Below are 26498 nucleotides of genomic sequence, written 5' to 3'. Positions count from 1 at the left end.
TCGATCTTGAAGCCCCGGGACTCCAGGACGACAAGGAGCAGCTCGGCCTCTCCTTCAAGCTTGCCCTCGATCTTGCCCTCGATCTTGCCTTCGATCTTGCCTTCGGCGATGTGTTTGCGTGCGAAGTCGCTTTGCCACTCGTAGACGCCCGCTTGCATGATCTCCTCCAGGCAGTGTCGTGCGGCTTGGGAGAGCTGTGACCGCACGTAGTCATGATACAGCTCGCCCTTGTCACGGTCGGTGACCTCCAGGGCCTCGGCGAAGGCCGTCAGGACGGCTCGCTGCTCCGGGCCGTCGGCGTTGGCGACGGTGCTCAGGACCGCCAGTTCCGGGAGGGAGCGGGCCTGGTCCGGGTCGGTGACGGCGGGGACCTCGGTGAGACTGAGGGCCCAGGGACGCAAAGTCCAGGCGTGGTGTCCGCTCTCGATCGGTTCGCGGCACCAGGCCGCCGTGCTCTCGTTCGGGCAGAGGACCAGCAGCGTCACCGCGCATTCGCGGCGGGCTCGGAGGGTCGAGAGGTAGACGGGCCAGGTGTATCGCTTACGTTGCTCCGGTCTCAGCTGTACTTCGACGACGATCGCGAGGTCGGGGTGTTCCGGATCGCCTAGCAGGACGGTCGAGTCGCAGCGGTATTCGGTGGGTTTGCAGTCGGTGAGCGTCTCCGATCCGAGTGAGATCTGTTCGTATTCGGGGGGTTTGATTCCGGATACCGCTTGGAGGAGTTCCGGGGCCAGAGCCGGCTGGTTGCGGAACAGGTCAAGCGGTACCTCGTGGTACGTGGAAGGCACGGAACGGACGCTAGTGGTGGCGAGTCCACTGCGGAGGGTGAAAGTAAATACGTTCGGTAATGACGGAGATGCCAGGGATTCAGGGGGTGTTGATGGCTTTATGGGCATCGGCCCAGAGGCGTTCGGCCAGTGGGGTGTTGCGGGCCACCGGTTTCAGGGGGCGTTGCTTCAGGCCGTTGTAGTAACGGCCTGTGCCCTCTGAGGTGAGTAGGTCTACTACGGGTTTGGCGCCTGCCTCTGGGGACTTCAGGGTGCGCTTCACCGTTTTCAGGAGTAGGCCCTGGAAGCCGTTTCGTTCACCTAGGCCCGTTCGCAGGACGCCGGGGTGGACCGCGTCGATCGTTATGCCGGCCTCTTTCCAGTGCTCGGCGAAGAGCGGGACCGTCAGGAGGTTGGCGAGTTTCGTGTTGGCGTAGGTCTTGGTGGGGCTGAAGTCGTCGCCGGTCGGGGTGCGGTCCGGGTCGACCCTGCCCATGACGTAGAGGCCCGCGCTCACCTGGACGACGCGGCGGAGCCGTTCCTCCAGGAGGTGGTTCAGGAGGAACGGGGCGAGGTGGTTGGTGAAGAACGCCTGCTCGAACCCGTCCTCGTTGAGGACGCGGCGGCTCGGCCAGAGCGCCGCGTTGTGGACGAGCACGTCGATGACCGGGACCGCCTCGGCGATCCCGGCCGCGGCGGCGCGGGTCGTCCGGAGGGCCGACAGGTCGCCGGGGACGAAGTCCGCGCCGGTCTCGCGGGCGGCGGCGGCCCCCTCGGCGGGCCGCCGCGCCACGATCGTCACCCGGTGGCCGCGCCGGGCGGCCTCCGCCGCGACGGCCCGTCCGACCCCGCGGTTCCCACCCGTCACGACCACGTTCAGCGACTCGCTCACGGGACGCGACAGTAGTGGGTTCTAGAAGGCTTCTCCAGAGAGGGCCTTCGCGGGCTCGCGGGGCGGGGTGTCGTCCTTCCGCCGCATGTGGTGCAGGGCCACGGCGAGCGTCGCGGCCAGGAAGACCACCTGCATCAGGGTCCTGGGGAGCAGGCGGTCGTCCCAGGGGAGGCCCGTGCCGTTGAGGGCCAGGTGGACGTTGGCCGGGAACATCCCGACCAGCATCAGGCTGAGCCCACCCGCCGCCCAGGGCGCGGTGCGCTCCCGGAGGAGGGCGGCCGCGCCGGCCAGTTCCAGGACGCCGGTCACGGTCACCAGGAGGCCCGGTGCGGGCAGCGCGGGCGGGACCATGTCGATCAGGTCCTGGCGCATGCCCACGAAGTGGGCGATCCCCGTCACCGTGAACATCAGGGCGAGCCCGACGCGCAGCGGGACCGGCCAGGGCCTCAGCCACCGGACGCCCGCCCGGCCCGCGACCAGCGCGGCCAGCGTGCCGATGGTCAAGAAGATCAATGGTGCCATGTCGCTTCCCCCTAACTTGTCACTGTCAAGATAGGCCGGTGCGCACAGACTTGTCAATGTCTAGATTGTGGCCGGAGAGAGGGGCCGGGTGCCGCCCCGGCGGGAACGGCGCCCGGCCCCCTGCTCTCGGCGACCGCCTCAGCAGGTGCCGAGCATCGTGGAGAGGGCGCTCTTCTCAGCGCTGTCGACGGTGAGGCCGTAGTACCACTTCACCTGGATCCAGGCGCGGGCGTAGGTGCAGCGGAACGCGGCGCGCGGGGGCTGCCATTCGGCGGGGTCCTTATGCCCCTTGGCCTGGTTGACGTTGTCGGTGACGGCCCACAGCTCGGGGCCGCCGAGGTCGTTGGCGTAGGCCTGGCGGCGGGACGTCGACCAGGCCCAGGCACCCGACGCCCACGCCTCGGCGAGCGGCACCACGTGGTCGATGTCCACATCGGACGCCGCGTACCAGGTGGCGCCGTCGTAGGGCGAGTACCAGGACCCGGAGGTCGCGGCGCAGGACGAGTTGGTGACGACGTTGGAGCCGTCCCGCTTGAGGACGGTCTCGCGGGTGTTGCACGCCCCGGAGATCGTGATCCAGTGCGGGAACAGGTCGCGGTCGTAGCTGCCGGCGTGCGACTCGGCGGCCACGGTGAGGGAGGCCAGCCGGGACGCGGCCGTGGCGGCGGACGGGATGTTGGGCGGGGTCGCGGACGCGGGAGCCGACGGGATGCCGAGCAGCGCGGCGGCCAGCACGGCGGGTAGCAGGAACAGGAGGGGACGTCGCATCGGGGGCCCTTCCGCAGCCGTTTCCCGGCCAGGGCGGGGGGCGCCCCGAGGGGGATCGGGAACGGCGGCACTGTGACGGTGACATTTGCGGCAAATGCGGATAAATGTCACGCATTGCCCAGCCGTGGGCCCGTCCTTGGTCGGATGCTGCCGTCAGGCGTCCGCGAATACCCCCGTGACCTGCGAGATCAGGAGCGGAAGGGCACCCGGTACTGCGGCGGTACGGAGGATGAAGACTCTCTTAACGCACCGGCCGTTCCGGCATCCGGGCGGCGGGCGAACCGGAGCGCCTGGCGTCCTTCTTCATCAACGGAATCAAGCGAATGTGCGAGACGGGCCCGGCGGTTCGCTGACCGAGCACGACCGGCCCCTCGGGCCACATCGCGGCGAAGGTACGTGGTTTCCGGGATAGCACCGGCGAACAGTCTGAACACATACTGCAATCGCTTGACTACCGAGAGCCATGTGGAGGGTTCATGAAGATCAGGAAAGCCGCCGCCGCCGTGGTCGCCGGGTCCGCGCTGGCGGTCGGGGCGACCGCGACCCCGGCGCTCGCCGCGTCGTGGCACAACACCGGCCAGACGTTCTACTGGTACTCGAGCTGCAAGGCCGCGGGCGAGGCCGGCGTGAAGTCCGGCTGGCAGTCCTACGACTGCAAGGGCAGCTCCGCGCCGTGGGCCAGCTACGAGCTGTGGGGCCTTTACTGACCCGGACCGGCCGGCACGCCGCCGCCCCCGCCGACCTCGGCGGGGGCGGTTCCGATCGCCGGGGGCCCGGCCGCTACGACCGCGTCAGCCGCCGGGGCGAGGTCGTTCGGGGCGCGGCGCACCGCCTGTACGACCAGGCTCAGCCGTGCCGGGTGTACCGGTCGGTGAGCGTCGCGGCCGGGTCGTCGAGTCCGCCCGGGATATCGCCTGACGGCTCAGGCGAAACGGGCTCGGGCTGCGGTGATCACCGTCTTGCCGTTCACTGATGCTTCGGCGAGGGTCGTTTCGTCTTCCTTCCAGGTCTCCAGGTGCAGCGCGTCGCCGGGGAAGACGGGGGCGGTGAAGCGGCCTTCCAGTTCGAGCAGGTCGGCCGGGTGTGCGCCCAGCGACTCGGCCAGCGGGAGGGTTACCGCGACCAGGGTGCACAGGCCGTGCAGAATGGGACGCGGCATTCCGGCCTTCTGCGCCGCTTCCGGGTCTATGTGCAGGTGGTGGCGGTCGCCCAGAAGGCGGTAGAGGGCAGCCTGCCTCGGGGACGTCGCCACGGTCAGCGACCCGTCGGGTTCCGTCTCGGGACGGCGGCGGGAGGACGGGCCGCGGTCGCCGCCGAAGCCGCCGGCCCCCGGGGCGAACAGCGACCAGGTGGCCTCGAAGTACGGGCTCTCCACGGCGACCTCGAAGACGGCCGCGGAGCCCTTGTCCCAGACTTCGGCGACGTGGGCGGACATCTCCACCGAGCCCGAGCGGGGCAGGGGCTTACGGACGCGGAGGCGCTGCGAGCCGTGGACGGCCGTCGTGATGTCGAAGGCCCCCGCGGAGCCCAGCGCGTCCGGTGCCCACTGGGCGAGGGTCAGGGCGAACGTCGGGAGGACGCGGAGCCGCTCCTCGAAGACGAGGTCGAGGTCGGAGGCCCTCGCCCCCACGGCGAGGGCGTAGAGGATGGGTTGCGTGTCGTCGTAGGAGACGGTATTGGTGCCGAGGCTGCGGCCGCGCCATTCGCTCATCCGGAGGCGCCGAGGATGAGGCCGCTGGTGGGGACGCCTGTGCCGGCGGTGACCAGGACGTTGTGGACGTCGCCCGGCTGGTTCACCGAGGTGCCGCGGACGAGGCGGACGCCCTCGGCGATGCCGTTCATGCCGTGGATGTAAGCCTCGCCGAGCTGGCCTCCGTGGGTGTTGACCGGGAGGCGCCCGCCGAGTTCGAGGTTGCCGTCGGCGACGAAGTCCTTGGCCTCGCCCTTGGCGCAGAAGCCGAGTTCTTCGAGCTGCGGCAGGACGAGCGGCGTGAAGTGGTCGTAGAGGATGGCGGCCTGGACGTCGGCGGGAGTCAGCCGGGACTGCGCGTAGAGCTGCCGTCCCACCAGCCCCATCTCCGGAATGCCGGTGATCTCGGAGCGGTAGTAGCTCGTCATCATGTGCTGGTCGTTGCCCGATCCCTGCGCCGCGCCCCAGATCAGGGCGGGCGGGTGCGGGAGGTCGCGGGCGCGTTCGGCGGAGACGACGACTAGGGCCTGGCCGCCGTCGCTCTCCTGGCAGCAGTCGAGGAGGCGGAGGGGTTCGGCGATCCAGCGGGACGCCTGGTGGTCCGCCAGCGTGATGGGACGGTCGTGGAACCACGCGGCGGGGTTCGTCGCGGCGTGCGCCCGGTCGACGACGGCGATGCGGCCGAAGTCCTCGCTGGTCGCGCCGTACTCGTGCATGTAGCGGCGGGCGAACATGGCGACCCACTGGGCCGGGGTGGCCAGGCCGAACGGGGTCATCCACGAGTAGGCGGCGCGGTCGGCGCTGACGTCGACCGGCCGGTCCGCCTGGCCTAGGCCGTAGCGAGTGCCGGAGCGCTCGTTGAAGGCGCGGTAGCAGACGACGACGTCGGCGACGCCGGTCGCGACTGCCATCGCGGCCTGCTGGACGGTCCCGCACGCCGCGCCGCCGCCGTACCCGACGCGGGAGAAGAACGACAGCTCGCCGATGCCGAGGTTGCGGGCGATGTGGATCTCGGAGTTGGTGTCGGCGGTGAAGGTGACCATGCCGTCCACGTCGGACGGCTGGAGCCCGGCGTCGGTGACGGCGGCGAGCACCGCCTCGCAGGCGAGCCGCAGCTCGCTGCGGCCGGAGTCCTTGGAGAACTCGGTGGCGCCGATCCCCGCGATCGCGGCGGCCCCGGGCAGCACGCTCATGAGTCAATCCCCTGTCCGGGCAGTCGGACGACGACGGTGCCGGTGACGTGCGGGCCGATCTCGTTGACGCCCCGCACGGCGATCTCGACGCGGCGGTCGTCGTGCTTGGCGGTGACGGTGCCGGTGAGCACCATCGTGTCGCCGGGGTAGTTGGGCGCGCCGAGCCTGATCCTGATGGCCTTCACGACGGCGGCGGGGCCCGCCCAGCCGGTGACGTACCGGTCGACGAGGCCGTTGGTCGTCAGGATGTTCATGAAGACGTCCTTGGATCCGCGTTCGACCGCGAGGGACGGGTCGTGGTGGACGTCCTGGTAGTCGCGGCTCGCGATGGCGGTCGCGACGATCATGGTGCGGGTCAGCGGGATGCGCAGCTCGGGGAGCTCCTCCCCCACCGCGACGTCCTCGTAGCGCTTCACGTTGGTGATCACAGGGCCGCTCCGAGCAGTTCGAGGCCGGCGGACGCGCCGCCGAGGGTGCCGGAGATCTGCTTGCCCCACAGGAAGTGGCGGTGCACCGGGTAGTCGACGTCCACGCCGATGCCGCCGTGCAGGTGCTGGACGCGGTGGACGACGTTCAGCCCGCCCTCGTCCGACCACCACTTGGCGACCAGCACCGCCGATTCCGCGTCCTCCCCGGCGCTGATCAGCGATACCGCGTGCCAGAGGCAGACGCGCATCGCGTCGATCTCGATGTAGCAGTCGGCGAGCTGGTGCTGGACGGCCTGGAACGCGGCGAGGGGGCGCCCGAACTGCTCGCGTCCGGTGAGGTGGTCGGCGGCCAGGCGGAGCGCGCCCTCGGCCACGCCGACCTGGACGGCGGCGAGCGCGGCCCGGGCTAGCCGCAGCACCGACGCGAGGGCCTCGTCGCCGAGCGCCTGCGCGGGCGTCCCGTCGAGGGTGAGGTGCGCGGCGCCGTCGTGGGCGGTGGTCCCGGCGGGCTCCCAGGACGTCCCGGCGGCGGACGTCGCGGCGAGGTAGAGGCCGGGCCCCTCATCGGAGCGCGCCGAGACCAGGACGTGCGAGGCGCCGGCCGGGGCCGGGACGACCGCCTTGACACCGGTCAGCCGCCACCCGTCACCGTCGCGGACGGCGGTGCACCGCGGTTCGGCCGGGTCCGCGGCGCCGAACTCCTCCAGCGCGACCGTGAGCCGTTCGCCGCCGTCCACGAGCGCCGGGAGGAGGTCGCGCTGGGCGGCGGTGCCGTGCTCGGCGAGGGTGAGCGCCGCGACGACCGCGGGCCAGACCGGCACGGGCGCGACCGTCCGGCCCTGCTCCTCCAGCAGGACGGCCAGCCCGCCCGCCCCGAGCCCGGCGCCGCCCGCGCTCTCGGGCAGCGCGACGCCGAGCAGGCCCGCGTCCGCCAGCGCGGTCCAGAGCGTCCCGTCGACGCCGGTCCCGGCCGCCTCGGCGGCCTTGATCCGCTCCTGCGTGGCGTGGTCGGCGAAGATCTGCCGGGCCAGGTCCCGGACGGCCTCCAGGTCCTCCCCCAAGGTGAAGTCCATCAGCTCTCCTCAGCGACGGCCGGGCGGAACACCGGCAGGGACAGGTCGGGGTCCGGGTCGATCCAGTCGAGGACGACCGGCATGCCGATCTCGACGTCCCCGGGCTCGACGCCCGTCATGTTGGCGATCAGCCGCGTCCCCTCGGTCAGCTCGATCACGGCGACGACCAGCGGGTAGTCGAACGCCGGGTGGCGGGGGTGGTGGTTGACCACGTAGGTGTAGACGTGGCCCTCGCCCGCCGACTCGACGGTGTCCCAGCCGAACGAGCCGCACTGCGGGCAGCACGGGCCGGGCGGGTGCCGCAGCGACTTGCAGTCGGCGCAGCGCTGGATGACGAGGCGGTGCTCGCGGGCGGCGGCGAACCAGAACTCGTTGTCGTGGTTGATCGCGGGCCGCGGCCGCGGCGCCTTCGGCGCGGGCTCGGGCTTCGCGGCGGGCCGGAAGCGCAGCATCCGCCACCGCTGCGTCGCGACGATCTCGCCCGACGCGTCCCGGTACGTCTTGACCGTGCTGATGAAGCGGCCCGGCCCGAGCGCGGTCTTCTTCTCCGGGGAGATCGCCTCAAGGGTCTCCTCCACGCTGACGTGGTCGCCGGGGACCAGCTCGCGGTGGAACTCGAACTCCGAGTCGGTGGCGACGACGGAGGTGTAGCCGCCCTCGGCGAGAAGGTCGGTCAGCTCGTCGGAGCCGGTGCGCTCGGCGTCCGGCGAGACGGACGCGGCGTACCCGCGCATCGTCCACGCCTGGAGCATCGACGCGGGCGCCACGACGCCGTCGCGGCCGGTGGCGCGGGCGGCGTCCTCGTCGAGGTAGACGGGGTTGTCGTCCTCCATCGCCTCCACCCAGTGGCGGATCATGGGGACGTTCACGGGGTCCTGCCCCGGACGGCGGGTGACCAGCTCCCGGCCCACCCACGCCTGCAGCCTGTCCTCGTACGCGGAATCGCTCATGATCGCCTCGATCTCGGCAGTCCCAGGCCCTGGACGGCGACCATGTCGCGCAGCACCTCGTTGACGCCGCCGCCGAAGGTGTTCACGATGCCCTGCCGGGACAGCTGCTCGATCTGGCCGTGCAGGACGGCGCCCGGCGACTCGGGACGGATCCGGCCGGCCGCGCCGAGGACGCCGGTCAGCGTCCGCTGGACGAAGATGTGCGTCTCCGTCCCGTAGGACTTGGCGGCACCGGCCTGCGCGCCGGTCAGCTCGCCCGCCTCGACGGCCATGGTCATCTTCCAGTTCATCAGCCGCATCGCCTCCAGCCTGGCGTACGTGCGGGCCAGGTCGGCGCGCACCCACGGCAGGTCGATGACGCCGTTCTCGCGGGCCCAGTCGCGGACGTCCTCCCACAGCCGGATCATCCGGCCGCCGAGCGCGGCGAGCCCGATGCGCTCGTGGTTGAGCTGGGTGGTGATCAGGCCCCAGCCGCCGTCCACCTCCCCGACGACCTCGGTCGCCGGGACCCGGACGCCGTTGTAGTAGGTGGAGGTCACGACCATCCCGCCGACCGTCTGGATCGGGCTCCAGGAGAACCCGTCGGCGTCGGTCGGGACGATCAGGATCGAGATGCCCTTGTGCTTGGGCGCGTCCGGGTTGGTCCGGGCGGCGAGCCAGATGTGGTCGGCGGTGTTGGCGCCGCTGGTGAAGATCTTGCTGCCGTCGACGACGAACGCGTCGCCGTCCCGGACGGCCCGGGTGCGCAGCGACGCCAGGTCGGTGCCGGCGTCGGGCTCGGTGTACCCGATCGCGAACACGATGTCGCCGGACAGGATGCCCGGGAGGAAGCGCCGCTTCTGCTCGTCGGTCCCGTACCGCATCAGCGTCGGGCCGACCGTGTTGACGGTGACGAACGGGAACGGCAGCCCGGCCCGCTGGACCTCGTCGAAGAACACGTACTGCTCGGCGATCGACCTGCCCTGCCCGCCGTACTCGACGGGCCAGCCGTAGCCGAGCCAGCCGTCGTCGCCGAGCATCTTGACGATCTCGCGGAACCGCTCCCCGCCGACGCCCTGCTCGCCGGCGCGGCGGCGCACGTCCGCGGGCAGCAGGCCCGCGAAGTACGCCCTCAGTTCCGCGCGCAGCTTCTCGTGCGCCGCGGACTCACGCAGATCCATGAACACCCTTCCGTGGTCAGGGGAGGAAACGCCGGCGTCCGGCGGCGGCGAACTCGGCGTGCAGCGCCGCCTTGTCGGCCTCGGTCATCAGCGCGTACCCGGCCGGCCCCGCCGCGCCGCCCGCACGGGCCGCGCGCCGGTACACGGGGTCGGCGGTGCGCCAGCCTTCGAGCTGCATCTCCTTCTTCCTGAGCTTGCCGGAGCCGGTCGTCGGCAGCGCGTGCGAGACGCGCACGAAGCGCGGCGCGCCCTTGGTGCCGAGGTCGTCCTGGGCGGCGAGGAACTCCGCGAGGTCCAGGTCCTCGAACCGGACGCCCGGGGGGATCTCGATCGCCGCCATCACCTGGTCGCCGGAGCGCGGGTCGGGGACGCCGAACGCGACCGCGTCCACGATCCGCGGGTGGCGGCGGACGGCGTTCTGGGTGACCAGCGCGGAGATGTTCTCCGAGTCCACCCGGATCCAGTCGCCGGACCGCCCGGCGAAGTACAGGAACCCGCCGCCGTCGACGTAGCCGAGGTCGCCCGTCCAGTACCAGCCGTGCCGCACCCGCTCGGCGTCGGCCGCGGGGTCGTTGTAGTAGCCCTCGAACCTGGCGGCGCCGTGCACGTCGACGATCTCGCCGACGGCGGCCTCCGCGTTGGCGACGCGGCCGTGCTCGTCGAGGAGCGCGGCCTTGCAGGTCTCCAGCGTCTCCGGGTTGACGATCCGGACGCCGTCGTGCGCGGGGCGCCCGAGCGCTGTCGGCGGCGTCTCCGGCACCCGCTTGATCATGCCGGCGCTCTCGCTGGAGCCGTAGCCCTCGACCAGCGTCGCGCCGAAGCGGCGCCGGAACTCGGCCTTGTCCTCGGGGGACGCCTCCGTCCCGAACCCGTGCGTGAGTGTGTTGTCGGCGTCGCCGGACCGCTCGGGGGTGGCGAGGACGTACCCGATGGCCTTGCCGACGTAGGTGAAGAACGTCGCGCCGTAGAACCGCACGTCGGGCAGGAACCCGGAGGCGGAGAACTTGGGGGTCAGGCAGACGGTCGCGCCCACGGCGAGGGACGGTGCCCACAGCGCCATGAGCGCGTTGCCGTGGAACAGCGGCATCGGGCAGTAGCAGACGTCGTCGCGCTTGACGTCGTACTTGGCGCTGTTGTTGCGGCCCAGCTCGGCGAGCCTGCCCTGGGAGCAGCGGGCGGCCTTCGACGTCCCGGTCGTCCCGGAGGTGAACAGCAGCAGCATCTGCGTCGCCGGGGTGACCGACGCGTCCGCTTCGGGCTCGCAGGCGTGCGCCTCGACCCGCTCCGCGTAGCCGTCGTCGTCCACGAGCAGGAACCGGTCGCGGGGGACGCCGATGTCGAGGCCGCCGAGCAGGTCCAGCCCGGCCCGGTCGGTGACGAGGAGCTGCGGGTCGGTGCGGCGGACCTCGCGCTCCAGGTGGGAGCCGGTCCGGGTCGGGTTGACGCCGACGACCGTCGCGCCGCTCAGCGCCGCCGCCCCCAGCCACAGCACGTACTCGGGGACGTTCTCCAGCAGCACGCCGATGTGGAACGGCCCGTCCCGCCGCAGTTCCCGCGCCAGCGACGCGCGGGCGGCGCTCTCCCGGACGACCTCGTCCCACGTCCAGGTCCGGTCACGGCTGCGCAGGCCGGGCCGGTCGTCGCCGAGCCGTGCCAGCAGCATCCCCGCGATCGTCTCGTCGCGCACTCCCGCTCCTCGCCTCCCCCTCCGGACCCGGCACCGCGCCCCCGACGCTAATCAGCCGGACGCCCCGGCGGGTGCGGGCATCCCGCTGACCGGGAGCGGCCCCCGCCCCGTCCCGCTGAGCGGAATTTCCAGGTCGAGGGGGGGTCCGACCGACCCGGCCGTCGCGCCGCGCTGTCGGAGGCATCTGGTCGACTCCGCAGCGCAGCGCCGGACGAGGAAGGACGCCAGTGAACAAGGACCGCTTCTGGGAGCTGATCGAGAACGCTTGGGCACCGCTGGGCCCCGAGGCCGCCGAGGCGCGGCGCGTCCTGACCGCCCGTTCCCCGGACACCGACGTCTTCGCCATGCCGGAGCACTCCGTCGTGGAGAAGGCGCTGGACGATGTGCCGGGCGCCAGGTCCGAGAGCATGCCCTACCTGTTCGCCCAACCTGCACCGCGAACGCTTCTGCGCCTTCCCGGCCACAGGCTCCGGCATCTCCCGCGAGTCCTTCTGCAACCCCACCGGCTGGAGAACCTGACCCGGCCCCGCCCGTTCAGCGGGACGGCGAGGCGGGGGTAGAGCTCCTACCAGCGTCCGGCTTGGGCAGCGGTCGGCTCGTCACGCACTCGCGCTGCCCCAGGCGGGTTCGGTGGACAGGACGCAGTGGGTGCCGCCGTAGATCGCGGTCATGCACTTGTTGCAGTGGATGCAGAGCGACTCGGTGGCGGGCTCGTCCTTGATCCGGTTGATCAGGTCGGGTTCGCGCAGCAGGGCGCGGGCCATCGCGACGAACGCGAAGCCCTCCGCCATGGCGGTGTCCATGCCGGCCTTGTCGGTGACGCCGCCGAGCAGGATCATCGGCAGGCCGACCGCCGCACGGATCTGCCGGGCGTCCCTCAGGAGGTAGAGGTCCTCGTAGGGGTACGCCTTCAGGAAGTGCTTGCCGATGAGCTTGATCCCGAGCTTGGTCGGCTGCTTCATGACGGAGGCGAACTCGTGCAGCGGCGCGTCGCCCTTGAACAGGTACATGGGGTTGAGCAGGGAGCTGCCGGCGGTCATCTGGAGGGCGTCGACCGAGCCGTCGGCCTCCAGCCACCGCGCGACCCGGATGGCCTCGTCCAGCCAGAACCCGCCGGGCACCCCGTCGTCCATGTTCAGCTTGGCGGTGATCGCGATGCGGTCGCCGACGGCGTCGCGGACGGCGCGGCCGATGTCGCGCGCCAGCCGGGCGCGGTTCTCCAGCGAGCCGCCGTACTCGTCGCCGCGGTGGTTGAGCTTCGGGCTGAGGAACGCGCTCGTCAGGTAGTTGTGCCCCATGTGGATCTCGACGGCGTCGAAGCCGGTCTCGATCGCCTTCTTGGCCGCGTGCGCGTGCGCCTCGACGATGCGCGCCAGGTCGGCGTGCGCGGCGGCCTTGGCGACGGTCTGCGTGGTCAGGTGGAAGTGGCGGCTGGGTGCGAGCGCGGGCAGCTTGTTGCTCTTGGGGTTGGCGACCGGGCCCGCGTGCCCGATCTGCGCCTGGACGGCCGCTCCCTCGGCGTGCACGGCGTCGGTCAGCCTGCGGAGTCCGGGCAGCGCGTCGTCCCGCCAGTGGATCTGCCTGCGGTCGGTGCGGCCCTCCGGCGCGACCGCGCAGTACGCGACGGTCGTCATCCCGACCCCGCCGCGCGCGTGCCGGACATGGAAGTCGATCAGCGCGTCGGTGACCTGGCCGTCCTTGGTCAGCCCCTCGTACGTCGCCGCCTTGACGATGCGGTTCCGCAGCGTGACGGGCCCCAGCCTCGCGGGGGCGAACACGTCGGGCTTCGGGTCGTTCATTCGGAGTCCTCCATCCGGACTAGACGTTAATCAGCGGGATGTCCGGGCACTCCGGACATCCCGCTGACCGGGAGCGGCGACCCGCGGCCCGCTACCCCCTGTCACGCAGCGCGGCGGCGATCTGGTCGGCCTGGGCCTGCTGCTCCACCAGCTGCCGCAGCAGCCACAGGCGCAGGACGCGGGTGACCGCGGCGGCCAGGTACAGGGCCGCGCCGACGACGGTCACCGCCAGGAATCCGAGCGCGAGGGTCTGCAACGAGCCCAGGTCGCGCATGTCGTCCTTGGTCAGCGAGATGTTGTAGGCGACGAAGACGCCGGCGACACCGGCGACCATCGCGACGGCGCCGACGACGCGCAGCACCCCGTCGAAGCGGAACTGGTCGGTCTTGAGCTTCTGCCGCGCCACGTCGTCCGTGAACCGCCGGCGCCTTTCCTCCGTGCGCATGATGGGTCAACCTCCCAGGTAGTCGCTGGACAGCCGGTCTTCGATCTCGCCGGGCGGGCCGGCCGCCACCACGCGCCCGTGCAGCATCAGCGCGGCGGTGTCGGCGATCGGCAGGACGGCGCGGGCGAACTGCTCCGCGACCAGCACCGACAGGCCGCCCGCGACCAGCTCGGTGACCGTCTCGTACATCCGGGTCACGATCATGGGGGCGAGGCCCATGGACAGCTCGTCGAGCAGCAGCACCGCCGGGTCGGTGCCGAGCGCGCGCGACAGCGCGAGCATCTGCTGCTCGCCGCCGGACAGCGATCCGGCGAGCTGGCGGCGGCGCTCCCCGAGGACCGGGAAGCGGGCGTACGCCTTCTCCTCCAGGTCCTCCAGGCGGGCGCCCGTGCCGGTGGCGGCCCACAGGTTCTCCCGCACCGTCAGGTTGGGGAAGATGCCGCGGCCCTCCGGGATGGAGCAGACGCCCAGGCGGGCCGCGTCCTGCGCCGAGATGCCGTTCACCTTGCGTCCAGCGAACCGCAGCTCGCCGCCGGACACCGGGTGCAGGCCCGCGCACACCCGCATGGTCGTCGACTTGCCGCCGCCGTTCGGGCCGAGCAGCGCCAGCAGCGAACCGGGCCGCAGCGCCAGGTCGACGCCGTGCAGCACCTCGATCGCGCCGTAGCCCGCGCGGACTCCGGCCAGCTCCAGCAGCGGCACGGTCTCCGCCGGGGCGGCGCCGGCCGGGTCGTCGGCCGTGCGCGGCTGCGGCACCAGCTCACTCATGTGCGGCCTCCTCAGTGCCGATGTAGGCGGCGATGACCTCCGGCGACTCCCTGATCTCCGCCGGTGTGCCGGACGCGATGAGCGCCCCGTAGTCGAGGACGTGGATGGTCGAGCACAGCTTCATGACGAGCGGAAGGTCATGTTCGACGAGGCAGACCGCGAGCCCCTCGGCGGCGAGGCCGGTGAGCATCTCGGCGAACACCGCCGTCTCACCCTCGGTCTGGCCGGATGCGGGCTCGTCCAGCAGGAGGAGGCGCGGTGAGGTCATCAGCGCGCGCGCCACCTCCACGACGCGGGCCCGTCCGATGGGGATGTCGGACACGTCGCGGTCGGCGATGTCGGTGAGGCCGGTGCGTTCCAGGACCTGGTCGGTCCGCTCGTCCAGGTCGAACCGTTCGCGGCCGGTGCTGCGCAGGATGTCGCCGGCGACGCGCACGTTGTCCCGTACCGACAGCGACAGGAACAGCTCCAGCCGCTGGAACGTGCGCGCCATGCCACGCCGCGCCCGCTTGGACGGGGAGAGTCCCGTTATGTCGTCCCCGTCCAGCAGCACCCGGCCGGACGCGGGTTTCTGCAAGCCGGTGATGGTGTTGAACACCGTGGTCTTGCCGGCTCCGTTCGGGCCGATCAGCCCGGTGATCTCCCCTTCGGCCATGGCGACATGGACGTCGTCCACGGCGGTGTTGCCGCCGAACCGTACGGTGATGCCCCGCGTTTCGAGCAGGGTCTTCCCTTCAGGCACCGGCCCCTCCCTTCCCCAGGGCCGGCAGGCCGAGTTCGCGGTCGAGCCGTGCCCGCAGCTCCTCGGTGTAGGGCTCGTCCACGCCGGCCAGTTCCAGCGGTGTCGGACGGTCGCGCCGCCCCTCGTCCAGGTACATGCGGCCGAGGACGGGGAGCAGCATGATCACGCACAGCGCGACGAGCGCGAACGTCCAGGTTCCGATCACGCCGGTCAGCGCGAGGAGGTACAGGCCCGCGCCGAACGCGCCCGCCCCGTACAGCAGGGGCCTGGCACCGCGCATGGCCCGGTACCCCTCGATGACGTCGTGGACGAACCCGCTCGGGTTCCGGCCGACGCCCATCCCGAGCAGCGCCGTCCCCACCAGGACGAGATGGCCGAGCGCGTCGTAGATGTTGCCCATGCCCTCGCTCTCCAGCGCGAGGTCACCGAACGTCGCCACCAGGACGCTCGCGCCCACGCCCGCCAGCAGGCCGCCGACCAGGGCACCGCTGATGTAGCCGATGCCCGCCACCACGACCAGCATCAGCAGCGACAGGCTGCCGACGAAGGAGAAGCTCTCCTGCGCGACGGTGCCGTGCGCGGCCGACATCAGCACGCCGCCCAGCCCCGCGATCGCCGCGGAGATCATGAAGACGCTCAGCTTCAGCCGGACGAGGTTCTGCCCGAGCATCGCCGTGGCCGCCGGGCTGTCCTTCATCGCCGCGAGCCGCCGCCCGTACCCGCCGCCCCGGAGGGCGGCGAGCCCGACCGCGATCAGCGCGAACAGGACGGTCGCGGTCATCAGGAACGTCGTCCCGTCCCGCAGGTCGAGCGGGCCGGCCTTCGGCGGCGGGACGACGAGCGAACCGTCCGGGAACAGCGTGAACGTGAACCCGAACAGCTCGTGCTCGGTGGTGTCGCGCAGCACCATGTTCGACAGGAACTCGCCGAACGCCATCGTCGCGAGCGCCAGGTAGAGGCCGCGCAGCCGCAGTGCCGGCAGCGCGACCAGCCCGCCGACGAGCGCCGCGACCGCCACGCCCAGCAGCAGTCCCCGGACGCTCATGTACGACGCGAGGCCGGTGCCCTCCACACCGGTGTGGAACGCCACGACGGTCGCGACCGCGCCGAACGCCAGCGGCGCGAGGTTCAACTCGCCCGCGTAGCCGGTCAGCACGGTCAGCGACAGCGCGATGATCGCGAACGTCATGCCGAGCGCGAACGTGGAGACACCGCCGTCCGACAGCAGCAGGCTGTAGAGGTACACGACCGCGACCAGCACGGCCCCCCACACCGCCGCCGCCCGGACGGTCGGCACCCGGTACCGCTCGCGGGTCCGGATCGCGGCACCGCGCAGCCGGTCCTGGGGCAGCACCACCAGCACGACGAACAGCAGGATCATCGGCAGCGAGACGCGCAGGTTGCCGGTGAACGTGCCCGCCGACGGCAGGTAGGCGAGCACGTAGTTGGCGGCCAGGCCGAGCACCATCGCGCCGACGAGCGTGCGGGGGATGCTGCGCAGCCGGCCGAACATCGCCGCGGCGAACGCGTCGATCACCAGCAGGGTCAGCATGTTCGCGTCCAGCCCGCCGCCGCTGATCGGCACGATCAGCACCCCCGCGAGGACCGCGAGCGTCGAGCCGAGCGCCCACGACAGCATCGCCGCCCGCTCCGGGTCGTGGCCGTTCAGCCGCAGCAGGTCGGGGTCGTCGACCGAGCCCCGCATCACCACGCCCGCCCGGCTGCGGGTGAACAGCACCCGCAGCCCGGCGGCGATCGCCACGGCGGCGACCAGGCAGACGAGCTCGTGGTACCGGATGACCACTCCGGCCACGGTGACCTTCGCGCCCGCACCGAAGAACATGTCCACGGTGTGGGCCTCGTCCGGGCTCCAGACCCACTGCGCCAGGTACACGGTGCCGAGCAGCACCGCCACCGTCACGATGATCTTCGTGACGTCGGCGGTGCCGCGCAGCCCCCGCATGATCGCGGTGTGCAGCGCGGCGCCCATCGCGGGGCCGGCGACCCCGACCACGAGGAGCAGCGCGAGCCATACCGGCCAGCCCCACCGCTCGGTGAAGTGCCAGTACAGGAACGTGCCGAACATCGCCTGAGCACCGTGGGCGAAGTTGAAGATGCCCGAGGTGTTGTACGTCAGGACGAGCCCCGAGGCCGCGATGAAGTACACCGACCCCAGGACGAGGCCGAGGATGGTGTAGGTCAGGAACGTCGTCATGTGTTCACCGTCATGTGGTCGCCGCCGGCGGCGGGCCGATCAGGAGGACTGGGGCTTGATGACGTCGTCGGTCAGGAACTTCGTCGAGATCCGGTCGCCGTTCAGCTTCGTCCCCCAGTTCTTCTCGTCGATCTCGACGACGAACTCGGGGCCGCACTGGAACTCACCGGCGTTCTTCGGGTGGATCTGCTCGTACTTCGTCCCGGTGAGCTTGACCATCAGCCCGCACGACGCGGGCTTGTTCGCGCCCGGGTCGGTCGGCGCGTGCAGGCCGCCGCCCGTCCACTCGTGCACCTTGGCCAGCTCGTTGATCACGCACTGCCGGGTCAGGTCCGAGCCGCACTTGTCCGCGGCCTGCGCCCACAGCAGGAACGACGAGGCGGCCTGCATGCCGAGCAGGGCGACCTTGCCCTTCTTCTCCGTGACGAGGTCCACGTACTGCTTGACCGCGGGGACCTTGTCCGCGTTCTCCAGCGGCTGGAAGATCATGCCGATGTGCATGCCGTCACCGGTGCCCGACTTGTTCCAGCCGGAGACCGCCTGGCTGTACCAGGTCGCCTCGAAGATGTACTTCGGCTCGGCGCCCGCCCGCTCGATCGACTCCAGCAGGCTGAACTGCCCGGGGTCGGGCGAGTCGGACGACCACAGGTACCCGGCACCGCAGTCCTTGATCTTCTCGGCGAACGGCATGTAGCTGCTCTCGCCCTTGTCGTTCAGCCGGACGCCGCATTCCATCGGCTCCATGCCGACTTCCTTCATCGCGCCGGTGATCTTGTTGGTGCCGGCGCTGACGGCCGGCGACGTGGACAGCAGGATGTCCGTCTTGTCCTTGAAGTCGGGGAACATCTGCTCGGCGATGCGGAGCCCGGCGATGTTCATCAGGTCCACCGGGTACGGGACGGCCTCGTACTTCATCGGCCCCATCGCGGCGTTCGGGCCGACCGTGAAGCCGGCGACCGTCGGCAGCTTGCACGCCACCCGGTGCTGCTCGGCGGCCTCGTCCATCGCGAAGCCCTGCCCGACGAGGAAGAAGTCCTGCTTGCAGGCCTCCTGCATCACCTTCGCGGACTGCATGTAGGCGGCGTCGTACTGGTTGCCCTTGATCTCGCGCCCGTTGATGCCGCCCTGCTGGTTGCACCAGTCGATCATCGCGGCGACGGCGTCGCCCATCTCCTTGGACAGGCCGGGCGCGGACGGGAAGCCGCGGTCGTCGCCGAACCCGATCGCGATCTGCTCGTCGGTGACGCCCTGGTCGGTCTTGCCCTTGGCGTCGCCCGGACCGCACGGGGACTGGAGCGTCCCGAAGGCGGAGGCGGCCTGCTTGCCGTCCGAGCCGCCGGAGGACACTCCGTCGTCGCCCGAACGATCACTGGCACAGGACGCGGTCACCAGCGCGACCGCCACGGCACCCGCCGCGATCCGTCCTATCTTGTCGGCCCTCATCGGTCGTACTCCTTTCACGCCGCGGAGCGCGGCGAGTGGGGGTGGGATGTCGGCGGGGGGCATGGAGGCGTGCGGGACCGGGAGCTGTGGGCGGCGGCTGCGCCGCCGGTGCCTTGTGGAACGTTCCTGGCGCGAGGTGCGCCGTGGGCGGGGCCGGTGTCAGCCGGATCCGCCCTCCCGCGGGACGCCCCGCTCCGCGCCGGTGGTGATCGCGACCTTGCCGCTCGAACCGTTCATTGCCACTCCGCTCAGTACTGCTTCGCGCACAGCCCGGTCCGCCCGCCGTTCCGGCAGGTCCGGACTACGCAGTCCTGGTGACGGTCATGGTGATGTGACGTGGCGCACCCCAGGGGGACAGTCCCGCTCACCGGGAGCGGTCCGGCCCCGAGGGGCCGTCCCGCTGAGCGGAATCCGCAGGTGAATCCCACGATTCGTGGGCCGACAATGAACGGTCCGGCGAGGAGGAGGGGTCCCGATGGAGATCGTCGAGAAGCTGACCGGTCCCGGCGGAGAGTTCGAGATGCGCGAGGAGGACGTGCTCGGCACCCGGCTGCCCGTGTTCGCCGGCCGCGCCCGGAGCCTCGGCGAGGTGCTCGCCCGTTCGGCGTCCTACGGCGACCGCGACTACATCGTCACCGCCTCCCGCCGGATGAGCTTCGCCGAGCATGCCGCCGCCGTCGCCTCCATGGCGAAGGCGCTGCGCGACGACCTCGGAGTGCGGCCGGGCGACCGCATCGCGATCAACGCCGCCAACAGCCCGGAATGGATCGCCTCCTTCTGGGCGGCGATCGCCGCCGGCGCCGTCCCGGTCGGCTACAACGCCTGGTGGACGCCGCGGGAGATCGAGTACGCGCTGGGCCACACCGACCCGAAGATCGTGATCGCGGACGCCAAGCGGGCCGCGCTGATCTCCGAGGACGTCCTGACGGTCGAGAAGGACGTCCCGTCGCTGACGTCGCGCTACCCGGGCGCGGAGCTGGACGTCCCGGACGTCGCCGAGGACGACCCGGCGGTCATCCTCTACACGAGCGGCACGTCCGGACGCCCCAAGGGGGCCGTCCACTCGCACCGCAACCTGGCCTCGGTGATCGAGTACCACCGGTACAACGACGCGATGATGGGCGTGTTCGGCATCGACCCGTCGACGCGCCGCTACCTGCTCGCCCTGCCGCTGTTCCACATCGCGTCCCTGCACAACCTGGCCGTCCCGCGGCTCGCCGGCGGTACCGCGGTCGTCATGACCGAGGGCGGGTTCGACGTGGACAGGGTGCTCAGCCTGATCGAGAAGGAGCGGGTGACGAACTGGGGCGCCGTGCCCACGATGGCGAACCGCATCATGGAGCACGGCGACCTGGCGAAGTACGACCTGTCGTCCCTCACCGCGTTCGCGCTGGCGTCCGCGCCGTCCTCACCCGCCTTCAAGGAGCGGCTCCGGGCGGTGTTCCCGCCGGCGCGCGGCGCCCTGGTCGACAGCTACGGGCTGACGGAGTCGTGCACCGCCATCTCCGTCGCCACCCCCATGGACCTCGCCGAGGCGCCCGGGACGCTCGGCCGCGCGAACCTCGGCGTCCAGCTGGAGATCCGCGACCCCGAGGGCAGGCCGGTTCCGGAGGGCGTCGAGGGCGAGGTGTGCGCCCGCAGCGCCTACAACATGATCGGCTACTGGCGGGACCCCGAGGCCACCGAGGCCGCCATCGACGGCGACCGCTGGCTGCGCACCGGCGACATCGGCGTCCTGGAGCAGGGCCGGCTGCGGCTCACCACCCGCCGCTCCGACCTGATCATCCGCGGCGGCGAGAACGTCTACCCGATCGAGATCGAGAACGTCCTCGCCGAGTACCCGGGCCTGCGGGAATGCGCCGTCGTCGGCATCCCCCACCCGGATCTGGGCCAGGAGGTCGCGGCGGTCGCCGTGTTCACCGGCGCCGCGCCCTCCGTGGAGGACCTGACGGCCTTCGCGAAGGAACGCCTCGCCTACTTCAAGGTGCCGTCCCGCTGGCATGTGACGACCGACCCGCTGCCCCGGAACGCCACCGGCAAGGTCCTCCGCAAGCAGATCGAGGACGGCATCGCCTGACCCGGCGGCGCCGGGCGCGGCTACGCGCTCGCGGAGGTCGCCGGACGGGCCGGGCCGGCGCCGACCTCCTCGTGGAGGAAGTCCTCCCATGTGCGGGTGCCGTGGTCGGCGCCCTCCAGGGCCAGGTTGTCGCCGGCGCGGTAGGCGCGGCCGGCCTTTCCCGGTATGCGGACGGGCATGGTCGGACGGCGCTTGCCGCGCGCCCTGAGGTATCCGCGGACCAGCTCGCCCATCCCGTAGACCTCCGGCCCGGCGAGGTCGGGCACCCGCCCGGCCGGCTCACCGAGCGCCAGGCCGGCGATCCGCACGGCGACATCGCGCGCGTCGACCGGCTGGAACCGGAGGCCGCCCGGGTTCGGGACGACCGGGAGCCTCGCCATGCTCCGCACGACCTTCAGGACGAGGTCGTGGAACTGGGCGGCACGCTGGATCGTCCACGGCACACCGGAGTCGATCACGGCCCGCTCCGCGTCCAGCTGGGTCTTCAGCCAGGCCAGCGGGACCCTGTCGGCGCCGATGACCGAGATGAACACCAGGTGCTTCACCTCCGCCCGCGCGGATGCCCGCACCAGGTTCCGGGTCGCCTCGTCGTCGCCCTTGGCGCCGCCCGCGAGATGGACGACGATCTCCGAACCGGCGACGGCCGCCTCGATGCCCTCGTCCTTCAGCAGGTCACCGGTCACGTACTCGATGCCGTCCGCGGGCTCACGGCCGCGCCGGCTGAGCACCCGCACGTCACGTCCGGCTTCGCGCAGAAGCGGGACGACGTGCCGCCCGAGCGTGCCCGTACCACCGGTGACCAGAATGGGTGACGCCATGATTCCTCCAAAGGTGCCCGGCCCGAAAGCCGCATGAGCTTTGTTCTCCTGCCCGTGCCCTCACGACTCCACGGGCATCCGAAAAGTGACATCACCCCGGCGTCGAACCGGCCACCGCAAGGCGGGCCGGTGGCGCAAGCGCCATGGCCCGGTGCCGCACCACCGGTCACCTGGTGAATCAGGGGCGCCAGGCCGCGACGACGTCTCGGGGCGTCCAGACCAGGTCGATCGGGTCGGTGGCGTCCACGCCCGAAAGGGAGACTGCCACCAGCGCGGTCGTTGCCGGGTCCAGGCCGGGGACCTGGACTGTGGAACGGCGGAGTTCGGCCAGGTCGTGGGCGTCGAAAGGGCTGTTGAGCCATTTGATCGAGCCGGCGAAGCAGATGCGGTCCGCGACTGGCGCTCGGTCCGCGCCGATGAGGTCGATCTCGGGGTTGAACTGGCGATTCCACCATCCGCCTACCGTTTCGACGTCCGGCCAGGGCAGGTCCGCCAGTTCGAGGGCTTGGCGGATCAGAGGCTCGACGGCCCGCCCGCGCCAGGACGTCCAGCGGCGCCGGACAAGGCGGAACCCCGCTTCGGGGCGGCCTCGGCGGGCCTGTTCGTGTGCCGCTCGCAAAGCGGTCAGGTAGAGGCGCAGGTTGCTGTCCGCGACCCGGTAGAGGGCAGGCTTTCCCGGTCTGGTGGACAAGGGCTCGTCAACGGCGAGGACGTTCTTCTCGTTGGTGAGGCGGCGCAGGAGCGGTGAGAGGGTTCCCGAGGCCAGGACTCCTTCGCGGCTGCCGGCGCTTGCGGCAATGTTGGCGTGGGTCCGGTCGCCGGCGCCGACGGCTTCCAGAACGCGGCGGGAGATGTCGGGGTTGGGGAATTCGGCCAGCAGGGACGCTTCCGGGACGTTGAAAAGTGCCGCAGCCGGGTCGGCGCATTCCATTTCGATGAATTCAAGGGCGGGTGTTCCGTGCGGCCAGGTGCGGATGATGCCGGGGAGGCCGCCCGAAACGAGGTGCGCGTCAATGGCGTCCGCCGCGTCGAGCCCGAGGGCCTCGCCCGTGTCGGCCGGGTTCAGCGGGCCGAGTACCAGGTTGTCGGCGCGTCCGTAGAAAGGCCGGTCGTAGGCGGTGAGCCTTTCCATCATGTGGATGTCGGAACCGAGCAGCAGGAGAAGGACGGGCTTGGACGACAGCAGTCGGTCCCATGCCGTTTGCAGTGCGCCGTCGAACAGCGGGTCCTGTTCGGCCAGCCATGGCAGCTCGTCCAGGACGACGATCGACGGCCTGCCGGGGAGGGTCGAGGCCAGGATCCGGAGTGCGTCCGGCCAACTGCCGTTGTCCAGGAGCGGGACGATTTCGGGGTCGGCCGGCAGGGCCGACTCTTTGAGGTCGCGCAGGAACGCGGCCACCGCCTCGATGGGCGAGGCTCCCTTGGTGGCCGTGGAGAAGACGTAGGGCACTTCGGACAGGTCGCAGAACTCCTGGACGAGCCGCGACTTGCCCACCTGGCGGCGGCCCCGGATGGCGACGGCCGTTCCACTCCCCGCGGCGGTGACTCGATCCATCCGCTTCGCCAGCAGCGCCAGTTCGGTCTTCCTGCCGATGAACACGGTAGCTCCGAACTATGTAGACGAGATCTAGGTAGATTCAGTCTACATAGCTCGGGACGCAGGCTGCCGCCCCCCGCTCGGTGACCCGGCGGGCGACGCCGAGGCCGCGTCCACGCCGCACGGCCGCGTCTCGGAGTGCGGGTCGGGTGTCAGGGCGCCATCGGGTCGCGGGGGAGGCCGAGGAGGCGCTCGGCGATGATGTTCAGTTGCACGTCCGTCGTGCCGCCCGCGATCGACAGGTTCCGGGAGTTCAGGAACATCCAGGTCGGGTCGCCCATGCCGCCCTCACTCTCGCCGGTGAGCGCGTCCGGGCCGATCCAGTCGACGGCGGTCTCCCACACCTGCTGCATGTGCTCGACGCCGATCAGCTTGCCGATGCTGGACTCGGCGCCGGGCTGCCCGCCCGCGAGGGAGCGCAGCGTGGTGCGCAGGCCGAACAGGCTGCTGGACTGGGCGTCGCAGAGGATGCCGCCGAGGGTGGTGAGGCGCTCGTCGTCCGCCCCTCCGGCGGCCAGTTCGAGCAGTGCCTCGCCGCCGCTGCCGAGGGACGAGTCGTTGGACAGCGACACCCGCTCGTTCGCGAGGGTCGTGCGGGCGAGCTTCCAGCCGTCGCCGGGGGCGGCGACGAGCAGGTCGTCCGGGATGAACACGCCGTCGAGGAAGACCTCGTTGAACAGGGTGTCGCCGGTCAGCTCGCGCAACGGGCGGATGTCGATGCCGGGCGAGCTCATGTCGAGCAGGAAGTACGACAGACCCTTGTGCTTGGGGACGGACGGGTCGGTGCGCGCCAGCAGGATCCCCCAGTCGGCCTCGCGGGCCATGGACGTCCACACCTTCTGCCCGGTGACCTCCCAGCCGCCCTCGACCTTCTCCGCCCGGGTGGACAGGGCGGCGAGGTCGGAGCCGGCGCCGGGCTCGGAGAACAGCTGGCACCAGCGGATGGCGCCGCGCAGCGACCCGGGCAGGAACCGCTCATGCTGGGCGGGCGAGCCGTGCTCGATCAGCGTCGGCACCACCCAGTTGCCGATGACCATGTCGTGCGCGCGGAGCCCGGCGGCGCGCATCTCCTCGGCGATGACGAGCTGGGTGACCGCGTCGGCGCCCTTCCCCCACGGGACGGGCAGGTGCGGGGACGTGTAACCGCGGTCTGCGAGATACGTGCGGCGCTCCGTGCCGTCCAGGGCCTTGGCCGGTTCCAGTTCGGCGCGGACCTCGGCGCGGATCCGCCCGGCCTCGGGCGGCAACTCGACGGCAAGCTCGCGGCGGACACCGTCCAGCGTGAGGCGCGCGACGCGGCGGCGCCAGCGCGCGGTCGGGCCGAGCAGGATCCGGAGCGTCTGCGCGCGGCGCAGGCAGAGGCTCGCGTCGTGCTCCCAGGTGAAGCCGATGCCGCCGAGGGTCTGGATGCAGTCCTTGGCGACCTGGAACGCGGCCTGCACGCTGGTCGCCCCCGCCACAGCGGCGGCGAGCGCGGCCTCCCGCGGGTCGCTCCCCGGCCTCCGCCCGCGGGTCTCGTCCTGGGCGCGGGCGGCGTCCCAGGCGCAGGCGCGGGCCTGCTCGGCGTGGGCGAGCATGCGGGCGCAGCGGTGTTTGACGCCCTGGAACTGGCCGATCGGCCGGCCGAACTGCTCGCGGACCTTGGCGTACTCGGCGGCGGTGTACGTCGCCCAGTCGGCCAGGCCGGACGCCTCGGCCGCGAAGAGGACCGCCGCGAGATCACGGACGTCCTGTGAGTCCAAGTTCAGGACTGAACGGGCCGGGATAGTTGTGTTTTCGGACTCAATCCTGGCCAGGCGGCGGGTCAGGTCGTGGCCGGGCAGTTCGTGCACCTTGACGCGGTCCCGGGGCACGACGATCCAGGCCGTCCCGTCGCCGTCCTTCGCGGGCAGCACAAGGACGTCCGCCGGCGAGGGCCCCATGACCGGGCCGGACGTGCCGGTCAGCGTGACCTCGCTGCCGGAGCGCGACAGCGCCAGTCCGCCCGCCTCCAGGCCGACCGCGCCGGCCTTCGTGCCGTCGGCCAGCAGGGGCAGGTGCTCCGCGTGTCCCGCCCGGTGCAGGACGGCACTCGCCAGCACGGTCGGCAGGAACGGGCCCGGGGCGATGGCGCGTCCCAGTTCCTCCACGACGATGGCCAGCTCGACCATGCCGAAGCCCGCACCGCCCGCGTTCTCCGGAAGGTGCAGGCCGAGCAGCCCCTGCGCGGCGAGGTCGTCCCAGAACGCCGGGAGCTTCTCCCGTTCGGCGTCCACGGCGGCGCGCACCACCGTCCGCGTCATCTGCCGGGAGGTGAAGGCGCGGACGGCGTCGCGCAGGTCGCGGTGCTCCTCCGTCAGTCCGATGGTCATGCGACGAGACTAGAATTCGTTCTGATCTCGTGGCGGGCGGCGTCTCACTGAGCGGTCCAGGCCGTTCAGGGCGGGCGCGCGACCCGCTCAGCGGGACCGCACCGGAGACAAAACTAGAATACGTACTAGCCTCCGGCGTGCCATCTGAACACCGACCCGGAGGCTCCGATGAACGCTGACCTCTCCCTGGCGGGCCGTACCGCCGTCGTCACCGGCGCGGGCGCCGGGCTCGGCCGCGCCGAGGCGCTCGCGCTGGCGGCGCAGGGCGCGGGCGTCGTCGTCAACGACATCGGCCCGGCCGCCGACGACGTCGTCGCCGAGATCGCGGCGGCGGGCGGCAAGGCCGTCGCGGTGACCGGGGACGTCGGCGACTGGTCGATGGGCGACACGCTGGTGTCGGCCGCCGTCGACACGTTCGGCTCCCTGGACATCGTCGTCAACAACGCGGGCGTGCTGCGCGACAAGATGCTGTTCAACCTGTCCGAGCAGGACTGGGACGACGTCATCCGCGTCCATCTGAAAGGGCACGCGGCCGTGTCCCGCGCCGCCGCCGTGCACTGGCGCGCGGCGAGCAAGGCCGCCGGCGGCCCGGTCTACGGGCGGGTGGTCAACACGGCGTCGGAGGCGTTCCTGTTCGGGTCGGCGGGCCAGCCGAACTACTCGGCGGCGAAGGCAGGCATCGTGGCGCTCACCCTGTCGACGTCCGCGGGCCTCGGCCGGTACGGGGTGCGGGCCAACGCGATCTGCCCCCGCGCCCGCACGGCGATGACCGAGGCGACGTTCGGTGAGGGCACCTCCCCCGGCGGGCTCGACGTGATGGCGCCCGAGCGGGTCGGGTCGTTCGTCGGCTACCTGGCGTCCCCCGCGGCCGAGAAGATCACCGGGCAGGTGTTCGTCGTCTACGGCGACATGGTGGCGCTGATGGCCGCGCCGGCGGTGGAGCGGAAGTTCACCGCCGCGGACGGCGTCTTCTCCGTCGCGGAGTTCGGGGAGCAGATCACCCCCTACTTCGAGGGCCGCGACCCGCACCAGACCTACGCCGCCTACGGCGTCGCCGCGCTCGACGACACCGGCACCGCCAAGCACTGACCCCGGAACCGCCGATGGCCGCCC

Annotated in this window: 24 protein-coding genes; 4 read left to right on the top strand and 20 right to left on the bottom strand. The window is 71.6% G+C overall.

Annotation, left to right across the window (positions count from 1 at the left end; genetic code table 11):
• From IEZ03_RS32540 to IEZ03_RS32525, 4 genes are all read right to left on the bottom strand, one after another.
• The coding region (locus tag IEZ03_RS32540) for a hypothetical protein (protein ID WP_189241257.1) at positions 1-788 on the bottom strand (788 nt) is incomplete at its 3' end.
• A gap of 79 nt (positions 789-867) precedes the next feature.
• Positions 868-1659 (bottom strand): SDR family NAD(P)-dependent oxidoreductase, encoded by a 792-nt coding sequence (locus IEZ03_RS32535; protein ID WP_229808717.1) that lies wholly within the window; start codon positions 1657-1659, stop codon positions 868-870.
• Positions 1660-1680: 21 nt separating this feature from the next.
• Complete coding sequence (locus tag IEZ03_RS32530) at positions 1681-2181, bottom strand: DoxX family protein (protein ID WP_184887786.1); 501 nt, start codon at positions 2179-2181, stop codon at positions 1681-1683.
• A gap of 138 nt (positions 2182-2319) precedes the next feature.
• Complete coding sequence (locus IEZ03_RS32525; RefSeq protein WP_184887788.1) at positions 2320-2949, bottom strand: HNH endonuclease family protein; 630 nt, start codon at positions 2947-2949, stop codon at positions 2320-2322.
• A 476-nt stretch (positions 2950-3425) separates the two neighbouring features.
• Here IEZ03_RS32525 and IEZ03_RS32520 point away from each other — a divergent pair, with 476 nt between their 5' ends.
• The gene (locus tag IEZ03_RS32520; protein WP_184887790.1) at positions 3426-3656 is read left to right on the top strand and encodes a hypothetical protein; all 231 of its coding nucleotides are present in this window, start codon (positions 3426-3428) and stop codon (positions 3654-3656) included.
• A gap of 215 nt (positions 3657-3871) precedes the next feature.
• Here IEZ03_RS32520 and IEZ03_RS32515 read toward each other — a convergent pair whose 3' ends face one another.
• From IEZ03_RS32515 to casI, 7 genes are read right to left on the bottom strand one after another with little or no spacing between them, the layout of a single operon-like run.
• On the bottom strand, positions 3872-4660 hold the full coding sequence (locus IEZ03_RS32515; RefSeq protein WP_184887793.1) for a MaoC/PaaZ C-terminal domain-containing protein: 789 nt from the start codon (positions 4658-4660) through the stop codon (positions 3872-3874).
• Positions 4657-5832, bottom strand: a complete 1176-nt coding sequence (locus IEZ03_RS32510; protein ID WP_184887795.1) for a lipid-transfer protein — start codon at positions 5830-5832, stop codon at positions 4657-4659. The genes IEZ03_RS32515 and IEZ03_RS32510 overlap by 4 nt, the downstream gene beginning before the upstream one ends.
• Positions 5829-6260, bottom strand: a complete 432-nt coding sequence (locus IEZ03_RS32505; RefSeq protein ID WP_229808716.1) for a MaoC family dehydratase — start codon at positions 6258-6260, stop codon at positions 5829-5831. Before IEZ03_RS32505 ends, IEZ03_RS32510 begins: the two co-directional genes overlap by 4 nt.
• Entirely contained in the window at positions 6257-7333 is a 1077-nt protein-coding gene (locus tag IEZ03_RS32500; protein ID WP_184887796.1) for an acyl-CoA dehydrogenase family protein, read from the bottom strand. Before IEZ03_RS32500 ends, IEZ03_RS32505 begins: the two co-directional genes overlap by 4 nt.
• Positions 7333-8283, bottom strand: a complete 951-nt coding sequence (locus IEZ03_RS32495) for a bifunctional MaoC family dehydratase N-terminal/OB-fold nucleic acid binding domain-containing protein (protein WP_184887798.1) — start codon at positions 8281-8283, stop codon at positions 7333-7335. Before IEZ03_RS32495 ends, IEZ03_RS32500 begins: the two co-directional genes overlap by 1 nt.
• Positions 8280-9443 (bottom strand): acyl-CoA dehydrogenase family protein, encoded by a 1164-nt coding sequence (locus tag IEZ03_RS32490; RefSeq protein WP_184887800.1) that lies wholly within the window; start codon positions 9441-9443, stop codon positions 8280-8282. Before IEZ03_RS32490 ends, IEZ03_RS32495 begins: the two co-directional genes overlap by 4 nt.
• A 16-nt stretch (positions 9444-9459) precedes the next feature.
• Entirely contained in the window at positions 9460-11130 is a 1671-nt protein-coding gene (gene casI, locus IEZ03_RS32485) for a steroid-22-oyl-CoA synthetase (protein ID WP_184887802.1), read from the bottom strand.
• Between the two features lie 227 nt (positions 11131-11357).
• On the opposite strand from casI, the gene IEZ03_RS32480 reads away from it, so the two are divergent.
• On the top strand, positions 11358-11690 hold the full coding sequence (locus IEZ03_RS32480) for a hypothetical protein (protein WP_221480868.1): 333 nt from the start codon (positions 11358-11360) through the stop codon (positions 11688-11690).
• Positions 11691-11729: 39 nt separating this feature from the next.
• Here the strand turns inward: IEZ03_RS32480 and IEZ03_RS32475 are convergent, their stop codons facing one another.
• The 6 genes from IEZ03_RS32475 to IEZ03_RS32450 form a co-directional block, all read right to left on the bottom strand.
• Complete coding sequence (locus IEZ03_RS32475) at positions 11730-12929, bottom strand: NADH:flavin oxidoreductase (RefSeq protein ID WP_184887804.1); 1200 nt, start codon at positions 12927-12929, stop codon at positions 11730-11732.
• A gap of 91 nt (positions 12930-13020) precedes the next feature.
• On the bottom strand, positions 13021-13374 hold the full coding sequence (locus IEZ03_RS32470; RefSeq protein ID WP_184887806.1) for a hypothetical protein: 354 nt from the start codon (positions 13372-13374) through the stop codon (positions 13021-13023).
• Positions 13375-13380: 6 nt separating this feature from the next.
• Complete coding sequence (locus tag IEZ03_RS32465) at positions 13381-14142, bottom strand: ABC transporter ATP-binding protein (protein WP_184887809.1); 762 nt, start codon at positions 14140-14142, stop codon at positions 13381-13383.
• On the bottom strand, positions 14135-14884 hold the full coding sequence (locus tag IEZ03_RS32460) for an ABC transporter ATP-binding protein (RefSeq protein WP_184887811.1): 750 nt from the start codon (positions 14882-14884) through the stop codon (positions 14135-14137). Before IEZ03_RS32460 ends, IEZ03_RS32465 begins: the two co-directional genes overlap by 8 nt.
• Complete coding sequence (locus tag IEZ03_RS32455) at positions 14877-17099, bottom strand: branched-chain amino acid ABC transporter permease (protein ID WP_184887813.1); 2223 nt, start codon at positions 17097-17099, stop codon at positions 14877-14879. The genes IEZ03_RS32460 and IEZ03_RS32455 overlap by 8 nt, the downstream gene beginning before the upstream one ends.
• Before the next feature lie 39 nt (positions 17100-17138).
• The gene (locus IEZ03_RS32450) at positions 17139-18542 is read right to left on the bottom strand and encodes an ABC transporter substrate-binding protein (protein WP_184887815.1); all 1404 of its coding nucleotides are present in this window, start codon (positions 18540-18542) and stop codon (positions 17139-17141) included.
• A 475-nt stretch (positions 18543-19017) separates the two neighbouring features.
• Here IEZ03_RS32450 and casG point away from each other — a divergent pair, with 475 nt between their 5' ends.
• Positions 19018-20619 (top strand): steroid-24-oyl-CoA synthetase, encoded by a 1602-nt coding sequence (gene casG, locus IEZ03_RS32445; RefSeq protein ID WP_184887817.1) that lies wholly within the window; start codon positions 19018-19020, stop codon positions 20617-20619.
• Positions 20620-20639: 20 nt separating this feature from the next.
• Here the strand turns inward: casG and IEZ03_RS32440 are convergent, their stop codons facing one another.
• The 3 genes from IEZ03_RS32440 to IEZ03_RS32430 all read right to left on the bottom strand — a co-directional run bounded on the left by IEZ03_RS32440 (position 20640) and on the right by IEZ03_RS32430 (position 25385).
• Positions 20640-21437 carry an SDR family oxidoreductase gene (locus tag IEZ03_RS32440; RefSeq protein WP_184887819.1) on the bottom strand — a complete coding sequence of 266 codons (798 nt, stop codon included), beginning with the start codon at positions 21435-21437 and terminating at the stop codon, positions 20640-20642.
• 178 nt (positions 21438-21615) lie between these two features.
• Positions 21616-23037, bottom strand: a complete 1422-nt coding sequence (locus IEZ03_RS32435; RefSeq protein ID WP_344209646.1) for an ATP-binding protein — start codon at positions 23035-23037, stop codon at positions 21616-21618.
• Positions 23038-23186: 149 nt separating this feature from the next.
• Positions 23187-25385 (bottom strand): acyl-CoA dehydrogenase family protein, encoded by a 2199-nt coding sequence (locus IEZ03_RS32430; RefSeq protein ID WP_184887821.1) that lies wholly within the window; start codon positions 25383-25385, stop codon positions 23187-23189.
• A gap of 168 nt (positions 25386-25553) precedes the next feature.
• On the opposite strand from IEZ03_RS32430, the gene IEZ03_RS32425 reads away from it, so the two are divergent.
• Positions 25554-26474: a 3-oxoacyl-ACP reductase gene (locus IEZ03_RS32425; RefSeq protein ID WP_184887823.1), complete on the top strand. Its 921-nt coding sequence runs from the start codon at positions 25554-25556 to the stop codon at positions 26472-26474.
• The last annotated feature ends 24 nt before the right edge of the window (positions 26475-26498 follow it).

The organism is Actinomadura livida, assembly GCF_014648675.1.
In the GTDB taxonomy this organism is placed as follows: domain Bacteria; phylum Actinomycetota; class Actinomycetes; order Streptosporangiales; family Streptosporangiaceae; genus Spirillospora; species Spirillospora livida.
The sequence above is the reverse complement of the archived record's forward strand: the minus strand, read 5'-3'. Positions and strand labels throughout refer to the sequence as shown.

Coding starts and splice junctions, on each gene's coding strand:
- IEZ03_RS32465 (WP_184887809.1), bottom strand. CDS start 14,142: ATGAGTGAGCTGGTGCCGCAGCCGCGCACGGCCGACGACCCGGCCGGC.
- casG (WP_184887817.1), top strand. CDS start 19,018: ATGGAGATCGTCGAGAAGCTGACCGGTCCCGGCGGAGAGTTCGAGATG.
- IEZ03_RS32500 (WP_184887796.1), bottom strand. CDS start 7,333: ATGGACTTCACCTTGGGGGAGGACCTGGAGGCCGTCCGGGACCTGGCC.
- IEZ03_RS32510 (WP_184887795.1), bottom strand. CDS start 5,832: ATGAGCGTGCTGCCCGGGGCCGCCGCGATCGCGGGGATCGGCGCCACC.
- IEZ03_RS32450 (WP_184887815.1), bottom strand. CDS start 18,542: ATGAGGGCCGACAAGATAGGACGGATCGCGGCGGGTGCCGTGGCGGTC.
- IEZ03_RS32515 (WP_184887793.1), bottom strand. CDS start 4,660: ATGAGCGAATGGCGCGGCCGCAGCCTCGGCACCAATACCGTCTCCTAC.
- IEZ03_RS32475 (WP_184887804.1), bottom strand. CDS start 12,929: ATGAACGACCCGAAGCCCGACGTGTTCGCCCCCGCGAGGCTGGGGCCC.
- IEZ03_RS32440 (WP_184887819.1), bottom strand. CDS start 21,437: ATGGCGTCACCCATTCTGGTCACCGGTGGTACGGGCACGCTCGGGCGG.
- IEZ03_RS32520 (WP_184887790.1), top strand. CDS start 3,426: ATGAAGATCAGGAAAGCCGCCGCCGCCGTGGTCGCCGGGTCCGCGCTG.
- IEZ03_RS32455 (WP_184887813.1), bottom strand. CDS start 17,099: ATGACGACGTTCCTGACCTACACCATCCTCGGCCTCGTCCTGGGGTCG.
- IEZ03_RS32495 (WP_184887798.1), bottom strand. CDS start 8,283: ATGAGCGATTCCGCGTACGAGGACAGGCTGCAGGCGTGGGTGGGCCGG.
- IEZ03_RS32530 (WP_184887786.1), bottom strand. CDS start 2,181: ATGGCACCATTGATCTTCTTGACCATCGGCACGCTGGCCGCGCTGGTC.
- IEZ03_RS32525 (WP_184887788.1), bottom strand. CDS start 2,949: ATGCGACGTCCCCTCCTGTTCCTGCTACCCGCCGTGCTGGCCGCCGCG.
- IEZ03_RS32470 (WP_184887806.1), bottom strand. CDS start 13,374: ATGCGCACGGAGGAAAGGCGCCGGCGGTTCACGGACGACGTGGCGCGG.
- IEZ03_RS32430 (WP_184887821.1), bottom strand. CDS start 25,385: ATGACCATCGGACTGACGGAGGAGCACCGCGACCTGCGCGACGCCGTC.
- IEZ03_RS32425 (WP_184887823.1), top strand. CDS start 25,554: ATGAACGCTGACCTCTCCCTGGCGGGCCGTACCGCCGTCGTCACCGGC.
- IEZ03_RS32490 (WP_184887800.1), bottom strand. CDS start 9,443: ATGGATCTGCGTGAGTCCGCGGCGCACGAGAAGCTGCGCGCGGAACTG.